The organism is Lentzea kristufekii (assembly GCF_033949925.1).
Taxonomy (GTDB): Bacteria; Actinomycetota; Actinomycetes; order Mycobacteriales; family Pseudonocardiaceae; genus Lentzea; species Lentzea kristufekii.
Genome location: NZ_JAXAVV010000007.1, coordinates 316674 through 335900 on the forward strand (window position 1 = coordinate 316674; position 19227 = coordinate 335900).

Here is a 19227-nt window from a genome sequence, read left to right on the forward strand (position 1 = left end):
CGCGGCTCCGGATGCCCCCGCTCGTTCTCAGTCCGTGCAGGACACCGGCGAGTCGAAGTGGCCCGGTGTCGTGGGATAGGCGGGGCCGATCCCGTGCTGGTTGTTGTCGGACGGGTAGACCAGCGCCAGCTCGCGGAACGCCGAGGTGCCACTGGTGGTCACGTCGCCGGCCGTCTGACCGGCACCCGAGCCCCACGCCAGCTTCTGCAGGAACACCTCCATGCCGGGGCTGCGCTGACGGATGTCGTTGTAGCCGCCGTAGGAGGCCGGGCAGTGCGTGTACAGGTTGTACGCGCCGGCCCAGTCGATCAGGCGGTCACCGGGGTTCGGGCCGTTCTGCGCGCGGTCGGCCTGGAGCACGTCGCGGTCCCAGCCGCCGTAGATCCAGTCCGTGCCGTCGTGGTGCTGGTTGTCGGCCAGCGTCGCGGGAACGGCGGGGTTGTCGTTGGTCTTCTCGGTCATCTCGAACCACAGGCACGGGTCGATCGCGCCGTCGCCGAGTGTCTGCGGCCACAGGCCCTGCGCGCAGTTGCCGGGGTAGGAGCCGCGCGGGTTGAAGTCGAGCACGTCCGACCCGAGCGCACCCTGTTGCGATGCCGGCGAAGTACCGCCGACGCCGCCGAAGGTGTGGTCCAGGAACCTGTCGTTCGTGCCGCGGGACGACGCGTCGAACGCGCCGTTGGTGAGGCAGTCCGGAGTCTGGGCGTTGACCACGGGATCGCAGCCCTTGCCGCCCCACAGCACGTCCGCGCCGTCGCCGCCGAACGTCCGGTCGCCGCCGCTGTCGGCGTTGACCAGGTCGTCGCCGAACCCGGCGTGGATGTTGTCGTTGCCCTGACCACCGCGCATGCGGTCGTTGCCACCCTCGGCGATGCCGTTGTGCGGCATGGCCGGTGCGGTCGGGCCGCCGACGAACTGGTCGCCGTTGACGTCGTGCAGCAGGTCGGCCCGCCGGTCGTAGGAGCCGGCGCGGAAGCCCGTGTAGGACTCCTGCGGCACCGAGTTCAGGCTCACCGTGAAGCCACGAGCAGCCACGTCGTTGGCGTTCATGTACTCGTTGACCACACCACCGCGGTCACCGAGCATCGCGTCCTCGCCGTCGCCGCCGAACATCACGTCGTCGCCGAGCTCGCCGTACATGTCGTCATCGCCGTTCTGGCCGTGCATGGTGTCGTTGCCGTCCTGACCCCACATCCCGTCGTTGCCGTCGTCACCGAACATCGTGTCGTTGCCGAAGGCTCCACCGGGTTCACAGGTCGCCTGCGCTGTCGTGCAGAACCTGGTCGACGGGCCGATGTCGGCTACGCGCGACACCGTTGCGTTCGAGGGCACTGCTCCGGACTTGTAGCGCTCGACGTAGACCTGCTCGGTCATCGACCCCGGCTGGCCTTGCAGCGTGCGCCGCAGGGAGCCGTTGTCACCGAGCTGGACGTCGTCCTCGCCGTTGCCCTCGAACGCGTCGCCACCGTCGCGGAAGCCCTGGATCGTGCTACCGCCGATCATGTCGTCCTGCCCGTCGGGGGCGGTGCCCACCAGCTGGTCGGGCCCGCTCGAGCTGCCCGGCCAGTCCGCGTCGTTCAACGGGACCACGGTGGTCTCCGAGGACGGGGAGCCGAGCCCGCGGTCGCCGCGCAGCACGTCACCGCCGCCGTTTCCCTCGAGGTAGTCGGCGTTGCCGTCGCCGGTGAGGAAGTCCCCACCGTCCTGGCCCCACTGGACGTCCACGCCCGAGCCGCCGGACATCCGGTCGTCGCCGAACCGGTCGGCCGGACCGGCCTGCAGGTCGTAGCGCTGCACGATCCGTGGCGCCACGGGGTCTCCACCGGAGGGAGCGAGCCGGATCGTCGCCCGCGTCGGGGTCTCCCCCTGCGCCGGCCGCAGCACGACGCCGTTGTCGCCGATGGCGACGTCGTTGCCCGGTCCGCCGAACACCGCGTCCGACGCGTCGAGCTGGCCGACCGTCGTGTCACCGGCACCGGACAGCGAGGTGCTGTTACCGCCGACGAGGTCGTCGTCGCCCTCGTCGCCCTCGATCCAGTCGACGCCCTGCGAGCCCTCGACGTAGTCGTCGGAACCGTTGCCCTTCAGCCGGTCGGGACCGGCCTGGCCGAAGATCACGTCGTTGGCGTCGTCGCCGTCGACCTCGTCCGGGCCGGACGAGCCGGCGCGCGGGGTGAGGCCGAGGTCGTACAGGGAGATCGCCCGTGCGGTCATGCCACGTTCCTGCACGACCCGGTGCGGTGTTCCGCCGCGCACCAGCACGCCGTTGTCGCCGAGCACCACGTCCTGCGCGTTGTTGCCGTGGATGACGTCACCCGCGTCCGGCTGGCCCACGCCAGGCGAGTCCTCGGTCGAGCTGCCGCCCACGAGGTCGTCCTGCCCGTCGTTGCCGTCGATCCTGTCGCGGGCCGGGCCGCCCTCGGCGTAGTCGTCCGAGCCGTCACAGGTGATGGTGTCCTCGTCGCCCTGCCCGTAGATCACGTCCGGGTCGTCGCCACCGCTGATCTTGTCCTTGCCGGACGTGCCCGCGGCGGGCGTGTAGCCGAGATCGAGCAGTTCGGCCTTGTGCGCCTTGGCGAATCCTCGTCCGAGCGTGACCGGCGTGGCCTGTGCTCCGTCCACGAGGGACAGAACCGCGTTGTCACCCGCGATCAGGTCGGGACCGGAGTCGCCGAACAGGCTGTCCCCGGTGTCCGGGCGCCCGGCGTTCGCCGCCACCTCGGAGCTGCCACCGATGATCCGGTCCTCGCCGGCGTCACCGTGCACGACGTCGTCGGCATTGTTGCCCTCCAGGTAGTCGTCCTTGGGACCACCGAACACCTCGTCGTGCGCGAGACCGCCGAACGCCCGGTCGTCGCCGTCACCACCGAAGACGAAGTCCGCACCACCCGCACCGGCGTTCGCGCCGTCGAGGTCGAACGGCCCGTCCACGCCGTTGTCACCGATCACGACGTCGTTGCCCGCGTCGCCGTAGAGGAAGTCGCCGACGTCCGGCTCTCCCGCCTTGCGCGTACCGCCGATGACGCGGTCGTTGTCCGCACCACCGAACGCGCGGTCGACGCCGTTGTTGCCCTCGATGACGTCGTCCTGGGCACCGCCGTACAAGGTGTCGTCGTCGTTGTTGCCATAGATGTTGTCCACGCCCGCGTCGCCGTAGGCCAGGTCCTTGCCACCACCGCCGTAGACGGTGTCGTCGTCGTTGCCTCCGGCCAGCACGTCGTCACCGAGCTGACCGCACAGCCGGTCCTTGGCGGACCTGGCGTCCACGTTGTCCGCCTCACCACCGGCGGCGACGATCTCGACCCCGGTACCACCGGTGATCAGGTCGCGGCCGTCGTCGGCGTCGTCCGGCTCGGCGGGCGGCATCGACACGGGGTTGTCGCTCGGCGGCGTGCACGGGTTGGCGTGCTTGTCGCCGAAGATCTCCGCACCACCGTCACCACCGATGACGTGGTCGTTGTCGGAGCCACCGACGAGCAGCTTCGACGACGGCGTGACACCGGCGGGCAGCACGCGGTGCTGGACACCGCGAACCGGGCCGAACACACCGCTGCCGGTCACGTCGCCCACGTCCGACGGTTCCGCGATGACGTAGTCGTCGTGCGGACCGCCGTACACCTTGTCCTTGCCGTAGCCGCCGGTCAGCACGTCGTTGTTGCCGCCACCGCGGATGTCGTCGACCTGCTCCTTCAACGAGTGACCGGTCACGAAGTCCACGCCCTGGCTGCCGTACACGGTGTCCGAACCCGTGCCGGTGTCCACGACGTTGATCGCGTCCTTGGCGTTGTCGCCGTTGAAGCCCTTGTCCGCGGGGCCGTGCTCGTCGACGCCGGTCTGCACCTCGGTACCGGTGTAGATCGTGTCGCCGCCGGAACCACCGGAGATCCGGTCGCTGCCGGTGCCGCCGATGATCACGTTGGCCTGCGCGACGAGGTGCGCCGGCGGGTTGGACTTGCCTTCCGCGAGCGGGCTGTCGGACGCGATGCCGATGTTGTCGTCGTCGGGACCGCCGTCGATCCGGTTCTTGCCCAGGCCGGCCGCGATCCGGTCCTTGCCCGCGCCACCGCTGACGGTGTCGTCCGCGCCGCCGACGGTGATCACGTCGTCGCCGTCGCCACCGGTCACCGTCGCCGTTCCCTTGCCGCCGAACGCGGCCGCGAGGTCGCCGGTCGTGATCTGGTCCTTGCCGGGACCGCCGTTCACGACCGACCTGCCGATGCCGGTCTTGACCGAGTCGTCGCCGTCACCACCGGTGACCTCGACGTCCTTGTCGAACGGCAAGGCTGCGGCCTTGGCGTCGTTCGCGGCGCCGCTCTTGTCGCCGTCACCCTGGAAGACGATGATCCGCTTCCCCTTGTCACCGCTCGCGTTGCCGACCACCTTGGTGAGGTTCGGGTCGCGGAACTCCTCGCGGAAGCCCAGCGCGCTCACGGCGAAGCCGTCGAACCCGCCGCCGTCCTTGACGAGCTGGGTGATCGTCCACTTCTCCTCGTTGTTGTTCGCGGTCCACGCGGGGTGGTTGCGCTTGCCGATGTCGCCGTCACCCATGTGCAGCACCAGGGTCGTGCCGTTCTTGTGTGCGAGAACGGGTGGCGGTGGTGAGCAGTCGGGTTTCACGGAGAAGTCGAGCAACGTGATGTCGGCCAGCGTGAAGTCGAACGAGACGCTGAAGATCGAGAACCCGAGCGTGATGTACACCTTGAGGAACAGGCTCAGGCGTCCGTCCATGTTGAACAGGCACATCGGGTTGTTCAGCGCCACCTTGGAGAACTCGAAGAACCGGAACTTGCCGTCGTTGTTCGGGTCCGCCCAGGTGAGGTTGATCGTCAGCGCGACACCGCCCTTGATGCCGACCTCGATCAGCACCAGGCTCACCGCCGCGCCGGCGGCCAGCTCGCCGCGGAACGTCACGACCGGCAGCGGCTTCCCGGACTCGTCCTGCGTGACCAGGTAGATCGAGTCCAGAATGGACGCCGCCTTGCCCGACTCGATCGCCTTGCGGATGCCGAACGTGTCGAAGCCCGCCCGGAACCGCGCCTCGACCGAGGCGCTGCCGGAGATCGTCACCAGCACCGGCGGCGGCGCGTACACCGGGCCGAACGACTGGCTGTAGGAGAAGCCGAGGCGCAGCGGCCCCGAGTCGAACCGGACCAGGTCCACGTCCTGGCCCATGATCAGGCCGAAGAGCTTCGAGGGCTCCTTCAGGATCGGGAACGTGAAGCCCGCCTTGTTGCCCTCCTCGCCCTCGGACACGACCTTCGCCCCACCGGCCGACGCGTCGATCTTCGACGCCAGGTCGCCGGGCGCGAGGTTGATCTTGTTCGGGTCGATCAGGGACGCGGCGTTGTCCGGCGAGTTGGTCGTGGTCTTCGCCTTGTCGCCGAGCACGGAGAAGCTGCCGATGTCGATCGCCCCGCCGTTCTGGGTGATCTTGCCGATGAGCTGGATCGCGCGCAGGACCTTGTCCACGAACTCCAGTTCCGGGCCACCGGCGATGGTCGAGAACTCCTTGGCGATGGTGACCAGGTTGACGTCACCGCCACCCACTGCTCGCGAGAGGTCCGACAGCACCGGGATCGGGGCGTAGAGCTGGTCGATGATCGGCTGGATCGGCTTGGTGAACAGCGCGATCTTCTCGACGATCGGTTTGAGCACCTCGCCGAGGAACTTCCCGGCGTTGAGCTGGACGTTGTTGAACGCGATCTCCGGCGTGCCGTCACCGGGCTTGCCACCGAACGCGTTCCACTCCCACTTGAGGTGGAACCAGCCGTTGACGCCGGGCAGCGGACCGGCGCTCACGTCGAAGTCCCAGTCGATGCCGACCTTGGCCTTCAGCGACACGTCGGTGACCTGGCCGACGTCGGCCAGGTCGGCCAGCGTGATCCGGTCGTCGTTGGCGGGCCCGCAGTTCTCGTAGCAGGCCGCCTGCCCCTTCTTGTGCAGGTCGACGACGAACATGCCGTCGAACAGGTCGGTCGCGCCACCCGCGTGCTGCTTCAGGTTCACGTCGAGGAACGCCAGGCGCGCCTTCATCGCGTCGGGCAGCGTGAAGCTCAGCTTGACGCCGAGCTCGGGGTTCGGCCCGTCCTTGGTCGCCACGTAGAAGCCGCTGCTCTTGTCGACGCCCGCCTTGACGTGCAGGTGGTAGGCCAGCGCCGCCTTCATCTCCGGCGCGCCTGGCGCCGCCTTCAGCGACAGACCGGGGATGCCGATGTCCAGCGGGCTTTGCAGCGCAAGGGTTTCCTTGTCGCAGTCGTTGCCGAACACGTCTCCGTCGCAGACGTCGAACGTGAACGTCGCGCCGGTGATGTCCGCCAGCGACGCCGCCGCCGGGCAGTCCGTCAGCTTCGGGTTCGTCGTCGCCGGCACGTATGCCGCGCCGTTGGGCGTGTTCTTGTCGTCGAACGACACCGCGTCCGCACCCAGGTCACCCTTGATCACGACCCAGTTGTTCGCGTTCGGGTCGGTCTTGCGGATGACCTTGTAGCCGGTGGCGTACTGCGACTTCTTCCAGGTGATCCGGTTGAAGTTGTCGTTGGTCAGCGGATCGGCGCCGTTGGTCACCTCGGCGAGGGCCGGTGGCGCGTCCTTGCCCTGGGCGCTCGCGACGACGCCGTAGACGTACTTCTTCGCCCCGGCCGTGCCCTGCGCGGTGGCCTTCGCCTCCGTCGCCGGCTGCAGCGTGGCGTCACAGGTGAAGCCGACCGCGACCGCACTGCCGACCGCGGGCTTGAGGTGGTCGTTGACCCACGTGGTCAGCTCGCCGGTGTTGTTCACCCGGCCGCCGCCCGGCAGCTTGGTCATCGCCTCCTGGATCTTGGCGCGCAGCTGGCCGAACTTGTCGGCTCCCTGCTGGACGTCGTCGCCGACCAGCGGCAGCTTGCCGTCGAACGCCGCCGTGCGCAGCGCGCGTTCGATCATCGCCAGGTACTTCTCGATGCCGTCGCCGAACTGGGAGAAGTCCAGCAGCGCGTCGAGGATCTTCTGCCCGAGGTCGGTGGGCATCTCGAACCGCTTGACGCCGCCGGGCAGGTCGGGGCTGAACGAGAACGCCTGGTCCAGATCCGCGACCTGGCGCGGCAACCGGACGACGAACGAGTCACCGGGACTCGACAGCTTCGTCCAGTTGACGTTGTCGGAGCTCACGAACACCGGCATGACCGCGCACAGCGCGAGGTCGGTGCCCTGCGCCGGGTCGCCCTGGCAGGTGACGGGCTGGTTGTCGCCGTTGAGCGTCAGCTGCACGCCCTTGACGAAGTCGCTCAAGGACACCGGGTTCTGCCCGCTGAAGCCGAGGTGCGCGTTGTAGTGCGCGTTCGCGACGGCCTTCTCCGTGCCCTTCGGGTTGCCGAGCGCGATGGACAACGGCCCGACCGAGGACTTCACCACACCGGTGATGCCGCCGTGCGCGGTGATGTCCACAGTGGAGTCGGGCAGGACCTTGAGCCCGCCCGCGTTCGCCGGACCGTCGCCGGCTTCCAGCGGCAGCACGAACCCGATCTTGGTGGACCCGGTCAGCGCGAGGTTCGCGGTGGCCTCGCCCTCGGCGCCGACCAGCGACCGGGCGGTGCCCTTGTCGTCGGTGAACGAGAACCGGACCGGCTGCGAGGTCGCGACCTTCCGCTTCACGTCGACCTTGAGCACGATCGACGGCTTCGAGTCGACGACCTGGTAGGCGAAGGAGATGCCGCTGCCGGTGGGCAGCGCGGCGTTCAGCTGCGTGACCAGGTCCTGCAGGTAGTCCGGCGGTGCCGCGGTGAGCCTGTCGACCGCGTCCTCCAGCGGGCTGCGGAACGCGTACGCGGTGCCGTTCGCGGGCACCTGGCCCCACGGTCCGGCCAGCAGCACGCGGTTGTTCGCCGGATCGGCCGCCGCGACGACGGCGACCTGGGTGCCGACCAGCACGGCCCGGCCCTTGAGGTCGGGACCGAACGCCTTGTCGCCGGTCCTCGTGTCGTCGCGGAGGAAGCCCACGTTCACGCCGTTGATCGTCGTGTTGCCGTAGTTGCCGGTACCCGCGTCGGCGCTGCCGAGCAGCTCGGACAGCGACTTGCCGACGACCGGCAGCGGCGTGGTCATGGCGGTCTTGACCTTGCCGTCGCCGTCGACCGCCTGCAGCGAGCCGTTGAGCACCTGCAGCGCCTTGATGATCTGGCCGAACATCGCCCGCGGGTTGTTCGGGTCGAAGTCGAACGCCTTGGCCTTGTCGAGCGCGTCGAGGCCGGTGAACTGGATGTTCGCCGGGTCGGTGATGTCGGGCATGGTGACGCCGACCTGCACCGGCCCGCCGAAGAAGTCCTGGATGCCCGGCACGTCGAGCTTCACCGTGGCCGTGGCCTTGGCGCCGACCGCGACGGTGAGCAGGTTCTCCGGTTCTTGCGCGGGCGTCTCCGGGTTGTCGACGACCTTGGCGAAGATCTGCGACAGCGGCAGGTCGCCGTCGGCGTCACCGAGCTTCTTCAGGCTGATCGACAGCATGTCGGTCGAGCCGTCCTTCGTGGACATGTGCAGGTCGCCGGACATGTGCACCTTGAGGTACCCGACGCTGCCGTTCACGTCGACGTTCGTGTCGATCTGAGCGCTCGCCCTGAGCAGCTGACCGCCGGTGCGCAGCAGGAACCGGTCGGGCGTGCGAGGCAGGCTGGACACCAGGGTCGTGGTGCCGTCGGGGTTCTTGTCCGCGAACGGGCAGCCGGTGGCCGCGGCGTCCGGGTCGAGCGGCTTGCACGCGTCACCCTTGATCGGGTCGCGCAGGTCCAGCACCAGCGTCGCCTTGGCCTCGTAGGACGGCTTCACGGTCGCGGTGGCGTTCAACGCGTTGGCGCCCTTGAGCCCTTTGCTCGCGAAGACGTCGCCGAACGTGACCTGGCCGGTCATCGGGTCCGGCGCGTTGACCTTGTACGGCGACTTGCCGGCCGGGGTGGCGCCCTGCCAGCCCTCTTCGAGCGTGATCTCGTCGGCGGTGTTGCTCTTCACGACACCCTGCGAGGTGCCGGCGGACACGATGCGCCCCTTGAACGCGTCGACGGTCCACGGCTTGGTCTTGCCGACGTGCTTGAGGGTCGTGCCGGTGTAGGTGACGCCGTCACCCTGGCCCGAGGTGAGGCTCGCGACCACGTCCAGCGGCTGGCCGTCGTTCGGCGCGTCCTGCTTCATGGTCAGCGTGAACTCGAGCTTCTTCACGTCGTCGCGGTAGTTCACGCCGGACACGGCGATGGGTCCGGTGTTGAGCTTGGTGAAGAGCTCCTGCACCGAGCTGAACTTGGGCAGCCCCGCCTTGGCCGGGTCCTCCTCCGGTTTGAACACGTTGTCGTCGACGAACTTCGCGAGCGCGCTGCCCGCCTTGACCGCGTCGGCGACCGTGCCGCGCATGAACGGCAGGTTCACGTTGCCGACCGGGTCGGCCGTCGAGCCCCACTGCGCGCGCTGCACCGCGTCGATCGAGCCGACCAGGTGGCTCAGGCCCTCGAGCAGGTCGCGCGGGCCGAGTGTGGTGAAGCGGGTGAGCTGGGCCAGGTCCGGGCCGGTCACGGTGATCGACGGCGTGCCGCTCGCGATGTCCGGCCACTGCACGCCGACCGTGCCGGTGAGGCCGCCGACGTTCGCCCCGGCGAGCTGCTGCGAGGTGAACTTGAGGCTGGCGTCGACCTTGCCGGCCGGGTTGCCGAGCCCCATGTGGAACAGGCCCGCCGCGGCGCCGGGCTCGGAGATCTCCGTGAGCCTGCCGTCGCCGTTGGGGTCGTCGGCGAACGCGGTGATGTTCGCTTCGACCGTGACGTGGCTGGCGCCCTTGTCGAGATCGACACCGAGGATGCCGAAGCCCGCGGACGGCACGGCGTCCGGGTCGAGCGAGCCCTTGGCGCCCACGCTGAACTTCGGCGAGTCACCGTCCTTGACGAGCCAGAACGAGCCGGTCGACTCCTGGTAGGCGAAGTGGAACTTGGCGTCGAGCGTGAACGTCACGTCCACGGCCCCGGACGTCGTGAAGCTGACCGACGGGTCGGCGACGCTGATCGGCTGCTTGTCCGCGACGGTCGTGACGTGCAGCGTGGCGTCGACCCGCTTGACGCCGTTGGTGTCACTCGTCTGCACGGTGAGCGTGCCCGGCCTGCTGTCGCCGAGCTGGTAGGTGCCCGCGAGGTCGGGGAAGTTCTCCTTGTCCTTCAACGGGTCGTGCACCGTCTTGGCCACGAGATCGCCGAAGCCGAGCGCCGCACCGGGACTCACGCCCAGCAGCGGCAACGCCTCCCCCAGCTTGCCGACGCTCGCGAGCTGTTTCGAGAAGTCACCGAAGGCACTGATCCCCGCCAGGATCTTCTGCACGTCCGGTGCCTGGGCCACCGCCGGTGGACTGACCACCACGAAGCCCAACAGCGCCAGTGCGCCGCTGGTCACCGCCGCGATCGCTCGCCTGCTGCGCGAAAACCGCATGGCCGACCCGCCTTCTCGACGGCGTGGCCCCCGATGCCTCGCTGCCAGGTCAGTTGATCCGATATGGAGTGACACAGGACACACCTGTGCCGCCACCGGGTAGTCGCTCACTCCGGAGCGGCCGTTAACCCTCGGATCGGCGAGCCGTCGGCAATCACCCGTTCGGCAGACCAGACACCTACTGGGAGTGGGTCAGCACCCGGATGGGCGCGCCCCGGACGAACGCGTGGATGTCCTCGACTGCCTCTTGGAAGTACGTGCGGTAGTTCGAGGCGGTGACGTAACCGAGGTGCGGGGTCGCGAGCACGTTCGGCAACGTCCGCAGCTCGTGCTGGACGGGCAGCGGCTCGGTCTCGAAGACGTCGAGGCCCGCGCCCGCGATCTTGTTGCCGCGCAACGCGTCGAGGAGCGCGACCTGGTCGACGATGGCGGCGCGCGAGGTGTTGATCAGGAACGCGCCCGGCTTCATGCACGCGAGCGCGGCCGCGTCGACCAGGCCGCGGCTGCGGTCGCCGAGTACGAGGTGGACGGACGCGAAGTCGCTCTGCGCCAGCAGGTCGTGCAGCCCGGACGCGAGCCGCACGCCCTCCGCCTCGACGCGGTCCGCGGTCAGGTTGGGACTCCAGGCGACGACGTCCATGCCGAACGCCTTGCCGACACGGCCGACCGCGGTGCCGAGGTGACCGAAACCGAGCAGTCCCAGGGTGCTCCCGGCGAGGTCGACGCCGATCGTGCTCTGCCACGGGCCGCCGGAGTGAAAGGCGGCGTTCTCGACGGCCAGGTGGCGCGCGAGCCCCAGGATCAACGCCCAGGTCAGCTCGGCCGGCGGGGTCTTCGCGCTGCCGGTGCCGCAGACCGTGACGCCGTGCTCCTCCGCCGCCGCCAGGTCGATCGACGCGTTGCGCATGCCGCTGGTGATCAGCAGTCGCAGCCGGGGCAGCCGCGCGAACAGCTCCGCCGTGAACGGGGTGCGCTCACGCATGATGACGACGCACTCCGCCTCGGCCAGGGCGTCGGCGGGGTCGTCGAGGTGCTCGCGCACGACCGTGACGTCGAGACCCGACCAGTCGGCGTTGGCGAGCGCCGCGCCCTGGTAGTCGTCCAGCACCACACACCTCATGCGCTGATCATGTCAGAGTAGGGGCATGGGAGCCTTCCACCTGGCCCAGGCCAACATCTCGACCGGGCGGTGGGCTTTCGACCACTGGAGGATGCGCGGGTTCACGAGCCGGATCGACGCGATCAACGACCTGGCGCAGCAGGCTCCCGGCTTCGTCTGGCGGCCGAGCTCGGACCGGATGACGGCCGACATGCAGCGGCTGGGGCGCGATCCGATGCTGGAGGCGTTCAACCTCAGCGTGTGGGAGTCGGTCGAAGCCCTGTGGCAGTTCGCGTTCAGCGGGGTGCATCTCGAAGCGGTCAAGCGCACGAAGCAGTGGTTCGAGCCCGACAGCGTGCTGGACGTGATGTGGTGGGTCCCCGCCGGGCATCGGCCCACGACGGACGAGGGCCTCGCGAGGCTCGACCTGATCAGGCAGAACGGGCCGACGCCCGAGGGCTTCACGTTCCGGAAGCGGTTCACGCCAGAGCACCCCGGACGATGACCTCCACCAGCGGCCGGGGATCGATCGCCTCGCCCCTCCCGAACTGCTGCAGGAACAGGCCCTGCACACAGGCGCCGAGCGTGTCCGAGGCCGCCAGCGGGTCACGCGCGCCGAGGCCGGCGAGGGCCGGGATCAGCATCGACGCCATCGTGGCCCGGCCCCGCAAGTCGGGGCGGTCGTCCACGATCGGCTTCGTGCTGCTGGTGCGCGTCCTCAGAGCGCGAAGACGGTACCGGCCCTCGCCTACTACCACCTCGTCACCTCGATGGTCGGGCTCGGCGTCTGGATCGCGTTCGTGGCCACGGGTTCGGCGTTGCTGGCGTGGGCCGGGTTCGCCGTGCTCACCCTGCACCTCACCCTCGGGGACACCCTGATGGTGAAGGGCTGGCGGAAGAGCAACCCGGACGCGCGGGGCATCGCCTACTTCCGGGCGATGACGTCCCTGCTGAAGAGGCCACTTCCGCTGGCGCACGCCTGCATCTCGCCCCTGGCCTGGTTCCCGGCCCTCGCCGCCGCGGTGATCAGCAGTTAGGGTGCGTGCTCCGACCGGCGAAGCGGTCGCCGAGCCAGTTCAGCGCGTTCGAGCCCCACGCGCTGACCGCGGTGACGTGCCCGAGCAACGGCAGCGGCGTCCACTGCACGTCGGCTCCGAGCGAGCACCACTGCGAGCGCAGCTTCTGCCCGACGGCGAACGGGATGAGCTCATCGAGCGTGCCGTGGTAGAGGTACACGGGCGCGGCCGGCTTCACCGAGCCGAGCGTGTTCTCCTTCAACCTGTTCTGCCACAACGGGTCGAGCATGACGTCCGGCCGCGTGGTCAGCGCGTTGAGCCGCGTGAACGGTGCCACCAGGGCGATCTCGGCCACGCAGGACTCGCGGATCTGGTCGATGACCTGCTTGCCGCGGGCGTTGAGCACCGACGTCAACGGCAGTTCGGGATAGGCCTGGGCATATCCCGCCGCGGCTGCGAACACCAGTCCGGAACCCGCGTTGCCGTCGTTGAACTTCGCGACCGCGTTCAGGTCGGCGGGCACGCCGCCCGCGGCGACGCCGACGACGTTCAGCGAGGGCGCGTAGGACTTCCACTGCTCGGCGGCGGCCGACGCGGCCTGGCCACCCTGCGAGTAGCCGAAGACACCGACCGGGGCGTCCGCGGACAGACCGGGGATGCCGCTCGCCGCCCGTGCCACGTCCAGCAGGGCACGGCCCTCCGAACGAGCCACCGCGTAGGTGTGATCTCCTGGCGTGCCAAGGCCTTCGTAGTCGGTCACCGCGACCGCCCAGCCGTTGAACATCGCCTGCGCGAGGAACGCGATCTCGACCTCGGTGCCGTTCTGCAGCTGCTGCGACGGCGCGCACCTGTCGGCCATGCCCTGCGTGCCCATCGCGTACGCCACGATCGGCCGCGGACCGTTGTTCCACGGCAGCGGTGACATGAGCACCATGCCGGACACGACGTTGGCGGTGCCCGTCGCGGACGTCGAGCTGTAGCGGATGTCGTAGGCCTTCACCGGAGCCGGTAGCAGTCTGAGCGGCTCCGGGTGCCACGCCACCTCCCGGCTGCTGACCAGCTCCCCCGGCGCTGCGGCGGTTGCGGGCGTGACCAGGCTGAACATCAGGAGGACGGCGGCGAGCACGGCACGGAGCTGCATCGTTGGACCCCTTTGTGGTAACCGGCGTTACCGCAATGTAGGGCCGAACGCCGCAACAGGACAATAGTCCGTTCGGCTTTATGGATTCATGACTGGTGTCGTGAGCGGAGATCGACCGAGCCAGTTCCGCTCACGACGCCAAGCTTTGGGGGAACGCGAAGACCCGGTCCGGGTCGTACTTGCGCGCCACCTCACGAAGCCTGGTCAGCGACGAGCCGTAGTAGGCGTTCGCCCAGTCCGGCATCTGCGGGTCGATGTAGTTGACGTAGCCGGTGGCACCGAACATCCTGCCGAGCTCGTCCCGCGCGACGCCCATCGCGCGCCGCGCGTTCGCCTCCCCTGCCTGCAACGACAGCTCGACCTGGATGCTCGCGAGGGCGCTGCGGTGCGGGAACGCCGTGGCCGGGCCGCGACCGACCGCGCCGCCCAGCGCGTCGATCATGTTGTAGGAGTTCGGGGTGTTCTTGAAGATGTCGGCGAGCTTCTGCGGATCGGTGATCGGCTTGGTCAGCATCCGCGACGTCGCGACGTAGCTGCCGCGCGACTGGCTGCCGCCGCCTCCGTTCCAGCTCGGCCGGCACGAGCCGTCGCTGACCCGGCACCACGCGAACCGCTCCATCGCGGCGAGGAAGCTCTGCTCCGTCTCACGGCGCGAGGTGGGCTGCGAGCCCACGCGGCGGACGAGGTCGTCGAGCAGCGGACGGAGGTTCGCCGGCGTGCCGACGAGACAGCCGCCGACCTCGACGTGCGGGGTCGAGCCGCTGCCGACGCCGACGGTCGAGGTGAGAGCGTCCGGCGCCGTGCCCTGCCAGTCCGGCCACACGCCGAGCAACGAGGCGAGCGCCGCCGACGGGAACTGGAGCGTGAACGTCGTGAGGTTGCGCGCGGGTTCGGTGCGGAACACGAACGACGTGACGATGCCGAAGTTGCCGCCACCACCGCCGCGCAACGCCCAGAACAGGTCGGCGTGCTCGGTGGCCGACACCGTGCGGTGCACGCCGTCCGGTGTCACGATCCGCGTGCTGACCAGCCGGTCGCTGGTGAGGCCGAACTGCCGGGCGGTCACGCCGATGCCGCCGCCCAGCGTCAGCCCGGAGATGCCGACCGTCGCGCACGTGCCCGCCGGCATCATCCGCCCGGCGTTCGCGAGTGCGAGGTAGAGATCCATCAGCAGCACGCCCGCGCCGACCTCGGCCGTGCCGTCCGGCCGGACGTCGATCCGGTTGAGACCGCGCACGTCGACGACCAGGGCACCGTCCGCGGTGGAGTAACCCGGATAGCTGTGGCCACCGCAGCGTGCGGTGATCTTCGTCCGCTCCTGGCGCGCGATCTCGATGCAGCGCTGGACGTCCGCGGGGGACACGACTCGCGCGATCGTGCTGGGACGCTGGGCGTCGTACTGCGTGAAGTGACCGAGCTTGGCGTCTCTGTAGGCGGCGTCGCCCGGCCTGATCAGCTGGACGTCCATTGTGGACCTGCCGACGAGTGCCGACACAGCTCCCCAAGCGGCCGATTGCAGAAGTGCCCTGCGACGCAACATGGCACGAACGTAGGAGTCGGATGAGCTGGGGCACAACGGATCCGGAGACCGGGAACGATACCGGCTACGGGTTCACAGCCAGGAACAGGAATGCGGCCAGAAGCACCAGGTGAACGCCACCCTGCAGACGCGTCGCACGGCCCGGTACCACGGTCAGGACGCTGACGAGCACCGTCAGCAGCAGCAGGATCATCTGCGTCGACCCGAGGCCGAGCATCAGCGGCCCGTCCAGCCAGATCGTCGCCAGCGCGATGGTCGGGATCGTGAGGCCGATGCTCGCGATCGCCGAGCCGTAGCCGAGGTTGAGGCTGGTCTGGATCCGGTCGCGCAACGCGGCGCGGGCGGCGGCGATCGTCTCGGGCAGCAGCACCAGCAGGGCGATGACGACACCGACGAACGACTGGGGGAACCCGGCCGCGCGCACGCCGGCCTCGATCGCGGGCGACTCGATCTTCGCGAGGCCGACCACCGCGACCAGGGCGAGGAGCAGGAAGCCGAGCGAGATCAGCGCGGCCTTGCCGGACGGAGCCTCGGCGTGTTCGTCCGCCTTGATCACGCCGTCCTCGTCGACCGGCAGGAAGAAGTCGCGGTGCCGGACGGTCTGGGTGAAGACGAACAGCGCGTACAGGCCGAGGGAGGCGAATGCGGCGAACGCGAGCTGCGGGCCGGAGAACTCGGGGCCGGGCGTCGTCGTGGTGAACGTCGGCAGCACCAGCGTGAGGGTGGCGAGCGTCATCACGGTGGCGAGCGCGCCGCCGCTGCCCTCCGCGTTGAACAGGATCGTGTGGTGCTTCAGCGCGCCGAGCAGCAACGCGATGCCGACGATGCCGTTCGTGGTGATCATGACCGCCGCGAACACCGTGTCGCGCGCCAAAGATGAGGCCTCGGGCCCGCCGGACACCATGAGCGTGACGATCAGCGCCACCTCGATGATCGTCACCGCGACCGCGAGGACGAGGGATCCGAACGGCTCCCCCACCCGCAAGGCGACGACCTCGGCGTGGTGCACGGCGGCGAGGACGGTCGCGGCGAGGACCAGGGCGACGAGCGCGACGAGCAGGCCCCCGAGGTCACGCCCCCAGGTCAGGGCGAGCAGGACCATGCCGAGCACGGGGGTGATGGTCGTCCAGTGGAGCAGCGGGAAGCGGGGAGCGGCGGCCATGATCCAACCCTCGCATGCCCGGCGGGCCGTCCGCCATTCGGCGCAACACCCATTCCGGGTGCCACGAAATGTGGAGCGGAGCGCCCCTGCCGCGCCCCGCTCCACATTTATTTGAGGTGCCGTGTTCGATTCCTAGAAATCGAAGAGGGCACCGGTGTGCGCCAACATGACGCACGAGTTCGGGTAGGTGTGCACCTCGCTCACGGGCTCACCGCGCCAGAAACCGAACATCGCGACCTCGACGGGCGCGTAGTGGAACGTGCACGCCCGGTCGTCCGCCTGCATGGTCTGCAGGTCGGTCCCGGCGGAGGCGAGCGTCGCGCAGGCGAGGGCCCTGCGCGGGTGCTGGTCACCTCGTTCGCAGGTCAGCACCGTTGCCTTGAAGGCGTTGCCGTCGAACTCCGAGTACTGGACGGAGAGCACGAGCGCGGTGCCGCCGCGGGAAGAAGACGGGGACTGTGCCGCGGGAGCGGCCTGGGCGGTGCCGGCGAAGGCGAAGAGCGACACGAACAGAGCGACGAACGCAAAGATGCGGCCGGACATGAAAAACGGTCCTCCTGAGACCTCACAAAAACGGGCCGGTTCTCGGCCGATGCAGATGTTGCCACCTCGAATCGCTGCGGCGAAAGGGGCCAGGATCTGTTCACCGATCACATTCGCCCGCTCCACCGAAAGCGTGATTGGGCCGAACGGATGTGTCGATCGCCACGTTCGCGGGGACAGAGCTGCCGAAGGACTGTTACGGGTTGCTGACAGACGCGGTTGCGTGCCGACGTATTATTCGAATCATGTCCAAGACCTCCAGACGCGTCGTGTTCGGCGTGCTCCTGATCGTCACACTCGTGGTTTCCACCGGCGGCGCGCTGGGTTACCTGGGCAGATTGACGCTCGTGTTCGACCGCCATCCGGGAAAACCGCTCGCGATAATCGAGGAGGTGCCCGGACCACCCGACGGGCCGAACTGCCCGATCGACGCGCGCTACTTCGACGAGGAGCCGGAAGGCCTGCGCCCCGAGGTGCTGCAGGCGTGGTTGAAGTTGCGCCAGAAGGCCTCTGAGCAGGGCGTCAAGCTCTGCCTGAACGACGGCAAGCGCAGCCGTAAGCAACAGCAGGCGGAGTTCGACGACGCGGTCAAGAAGTTCGGGACCGAAGAACTCGCGGCGAAGTACGTCCTGAATCCGCCGGACCGCTCGATGCACGTCATCGGATTCGCGGTCGACGTGCAGCCGATCGAATCGGCGAAATGGGTCGAGAAAAACGGCAGCACCCTCGGCTGGTGCCGCCGTTACGAAAACGAGCAGTGGCATTTCGAGTACAACTCCGGCTATCTCACCGGAGGCTGCCCCGCCCTGATCCCCAGCGCGACGGGCAGCTGAACCCCCGCGCAAAGGTCTAGACGCCTGGGGTGCGCGTGAGGTTGCGCCGACGTAATCTGACAAGCCCAGTTACCAGATTGGAGCACCTCCGGTGGCTCGTGCCTACGGCGGCATCTCACCCGAGCAGCGCAAGGCCGAGCGCCGGGCGAAGCTGCTGCAGGCCGGTCTGGCGCTGTTCACGAGCACGGGCTTCGCGGCCACCAAGATCTCCGAGCTGTGCACCGAGGCCGGTGTCTCCACGCGCAACTTCTACGAGGAGTTCGCCTCGAAGGAGGCCCTGCTGCGCGACCTGCACGACCTGATCAACGCCACGGCGTTCACGCGGGTCCGCACGGCACTGGCCGAGCTGGAGACCGCTGACCTGCGGATCCGGATCACGACGCTGCTGGACGTGTTCGTGAGCAGCGTGACGGCCGACCCCCGCGCGCCGCGCCTCAACTACGTCGAGGCCGTAGGCGTGAACGCGGAGATCGAACAGCAGCACGTGCGCTGGGTGAACACGTGGGCCGAGTTCATCGAGTCGGAGGCGCTGAGGGCGGCGGCCACGGGCGTGGCGCCGCAGCGGTCGTACCGGCTCACCGCGATAGCGCTCGTGGGCGCGATCACCGGTCTGCTGCGCGAGTGGCAGGCACACCGGCCGCCGCTCGCGGTCGACGAGATCGCCGAGGAGATCCGCGAGCTCATGCTGGCGGCCATCCTGAGGGCAGACGTCCCGCAGGAGCGCTGAACCGTTGGGGCACCGCTGTCCGTAATCCCCGATGTGAGCCGATTCGCCGTTCTCGCGCTGCTCGTGTGCCTGGGTGCCTGTTCTGCTTCACCGGAGCAGGAGACCGCCACGCTGTCCGAACTGGAGGCCGCTGCCGGTCCGGTCGCGGGGCCCACCCAGATCCTGCCGGGAGACATCGCGAAACTGCAGGTCGTGGAGTCGCCCGCGGTCGGTGCCGTCGTCGCCGACCGCGAGCACTACACCCTCTACTTCACCACCCAGGACGGCCCGTCGAAGTCGACCTGCCTGGAACCGGAGTGCACGCTGGTGTGGCCACCGTTGCTGGCCGCGGGCGGCAAGATCGAGGCACCCGGTCTCGACCAGGCGTTGCTGGGCACGACGAAGCGCCCGGACGGGCTGGAGCAGGTCACCATCGCCGGCAAGCCGGTGTACCGGTACGTCGACGACGAAGGGGCCGGCGACGCGACCGGGCACGGCGTGGACGACAAGTGGTTCGCCATCTCACCGACCGGCACGAAAGCCTCTCGCTAGCCCTCTCCTGCCCGACTTTCCGGCGTCCGACGCAACCGCGCCGCGTGACGCCCACGCGACACACTGGAACCGGTGACCCCACAGGGTTGCCGGTTTGTCGCGTTCGGGTTACTCAACCGATTCGTTTGTACCGGAAATCAAGAAACCGGTTTCGCCCGGAACCGGTTTCAGGTATCAACTGTGAGAGCGCTCCCATAGACGCTG

The 19227-nt window shown here is 69.0% G+C and carries 12 protein-coding genes; 5 read left to right on the forward strand and 7 right to left on the reverse strand.

Annotated elements, in window-relative coordinates:
- Nucleotides 1-27 precede the first annotated feature (27 nt).
- A complete protein-coding gene (locus SK571_RS17015) occupies nt 28-10431 on the reverse strand; it encodes a calcium-binding protein (protein ID WP_319985058.1) in 10404 nt (3467 codons plus the stop codon).
- A 178-nt stretch (nt 10432-10609) separates the two neighbouring features.
- Nucleotides 10610-11551: a D-2-hydroxyacid dehydrogenase family protein gene (locus SK571_RS17020; protein ID WP_319985059.1), complete on the reverse strand. Its 942-nt coding sequence runs from the start codon at nt 11549-11551 to the stop codon at nt 10610-10612.
- 25 nt (nt 11552-11576) lie between these two features.
- Between SK571_RS17020 and SK571_RS17025 the strand changes: the two genes are divergently transcribed.
- Nucleotides 11577-12035, forward strand: coding sequence for a DUF3291 domain-containing protein (locus SK571_RS17025; protein WP_319985060.1), 459 nt, complete (start codon nt 11577-11579; stop codon nt 12033-12035).
- Here SK571_RS17025 and SK571_RS17030 read toward each other — a convergent pair.
- A complete protein-coding gene (locus tag SK571_RS17030) occupies nt 12010-12288 on the reverse strand; it encodes a hypothetical protein (RefSeq protein WP_319985061.1) in 279 nt (92 codons plus the stop codon). The genes SK571_RS17025 and SK571_RS17030 overlap by 26 nt on opposite strands.
- A gap of 12 nt (nt 12289-12300) precedes the next feature.
- On the opposite strand from SK571_RS17030, the gene SK571_RS17035 reads away from it, so the two are divergent.
- Entirely contained in the window at nt 12301-12567 is a 267-nt protein-coding gene (locus tag SK571_RS17035; RefSeq protein WP_319985062.1) for a hypothetical protein, read from the forward strand.
- Here SK571_RS17035 and SK571_RS17040 read toward each other — a convergent pair.
- From SK571_RS17040 to SK571_RS17055, 4 genes are all read right to left on the reverse strand, one after another.
- Entirely contained in the window at nt 12557-13687 is a 1131-nt protein-coding gene (locus tag SK571_RS17040) for a lipase family protein (RefSeq protein ID WP_319985063.1), read from the reverse strand. The genes SK571_RS17035 and SK571_RS17040 overlap by 11 nt on opposite strands.
- 130 nt (nt 13688-13817) lie before the next feature.
- Complete coding sequence (locus SK571_RS17045; RefSeq protein ID WP_319985064.1) at nt 13818-15182, reverse strand: FAD-binding oxidoreductase; 1365 nt, start codon at nt 15180-15182, stop codon at nt 13818-13820.
- 109 nt (nt 15183-15291) lie between these two features.
- A complete protein-coding gene (locus tag SK571_RS17050) occupies nt 15292-16389 on the reverse strand; it encodes a calcium:proton antiporter (RefSeq protein ID WP_319985065.1) in 1098 nt (365 codons plus the stop codon).
- A gap of 132 nt (nt 16390-16521) precedes the next feature.
- Nucleotides 16522-16932 carry an SSI family serine proteinase inhibitor gene (locus tag SK571_RS17055; protein WP_319985066.1) on the reverse strand — a complete coding sequence of 137 codons (411 nt, stop codon included), beginning with the start codon at nt 16930-16932 and terminating at the stop codon, nt 16522-16524.
- 245 nt (nt 16933-17177) lie between these two features.
- Here SK571_RS17055 and SK571_RS17060 point away from each other — a divergent pair, with 245 nt between their 5' ends.
- From SK571_RS17060 to SK571_RS17070, 3 genes are all read left to right on the forward strand, one after another.
- The gene (locus SK571_RS17060) at nt 17178-17765 is read left to right on the forward strand and encodes a D-alanyl-D-alanine carboxypeptidase family protein (protein WP_319985067.1); all 588 of its coding nucleotides are present in this window, start codon (nt 17178-17180) and stop codon (nt 17763-17765) included.
- 91 nt (nt 17766-17856) lie between these two features.
- Nucleotides 17857-18492, forward strand: coding sequence for a TetR/AcrR family transcriptional regulator (locus tag SK571_RS17065; RefSeq protein WP_319985068.1), 636 nt, complete (start codon nt 17857-17859; stop codon nt 18490-18492).
- A 33-nt stretch (nt 18493-18525) separates the two neighbouring features.
- Nucleotides 18526-19023 carry a COG4315 family predicted lipoprotein gene (locus SK571_RS17070; protein WP_319985069.1) on the forward strand — a complete coding sequence of 166 codons (498 nt, stop codon included), beginning with the start codon at nt 18526-18528 and terminating at the stop codon, nt 19021-19023.
- Nucleotides 19024-19227: the final 204 nt, after the last annotated feature.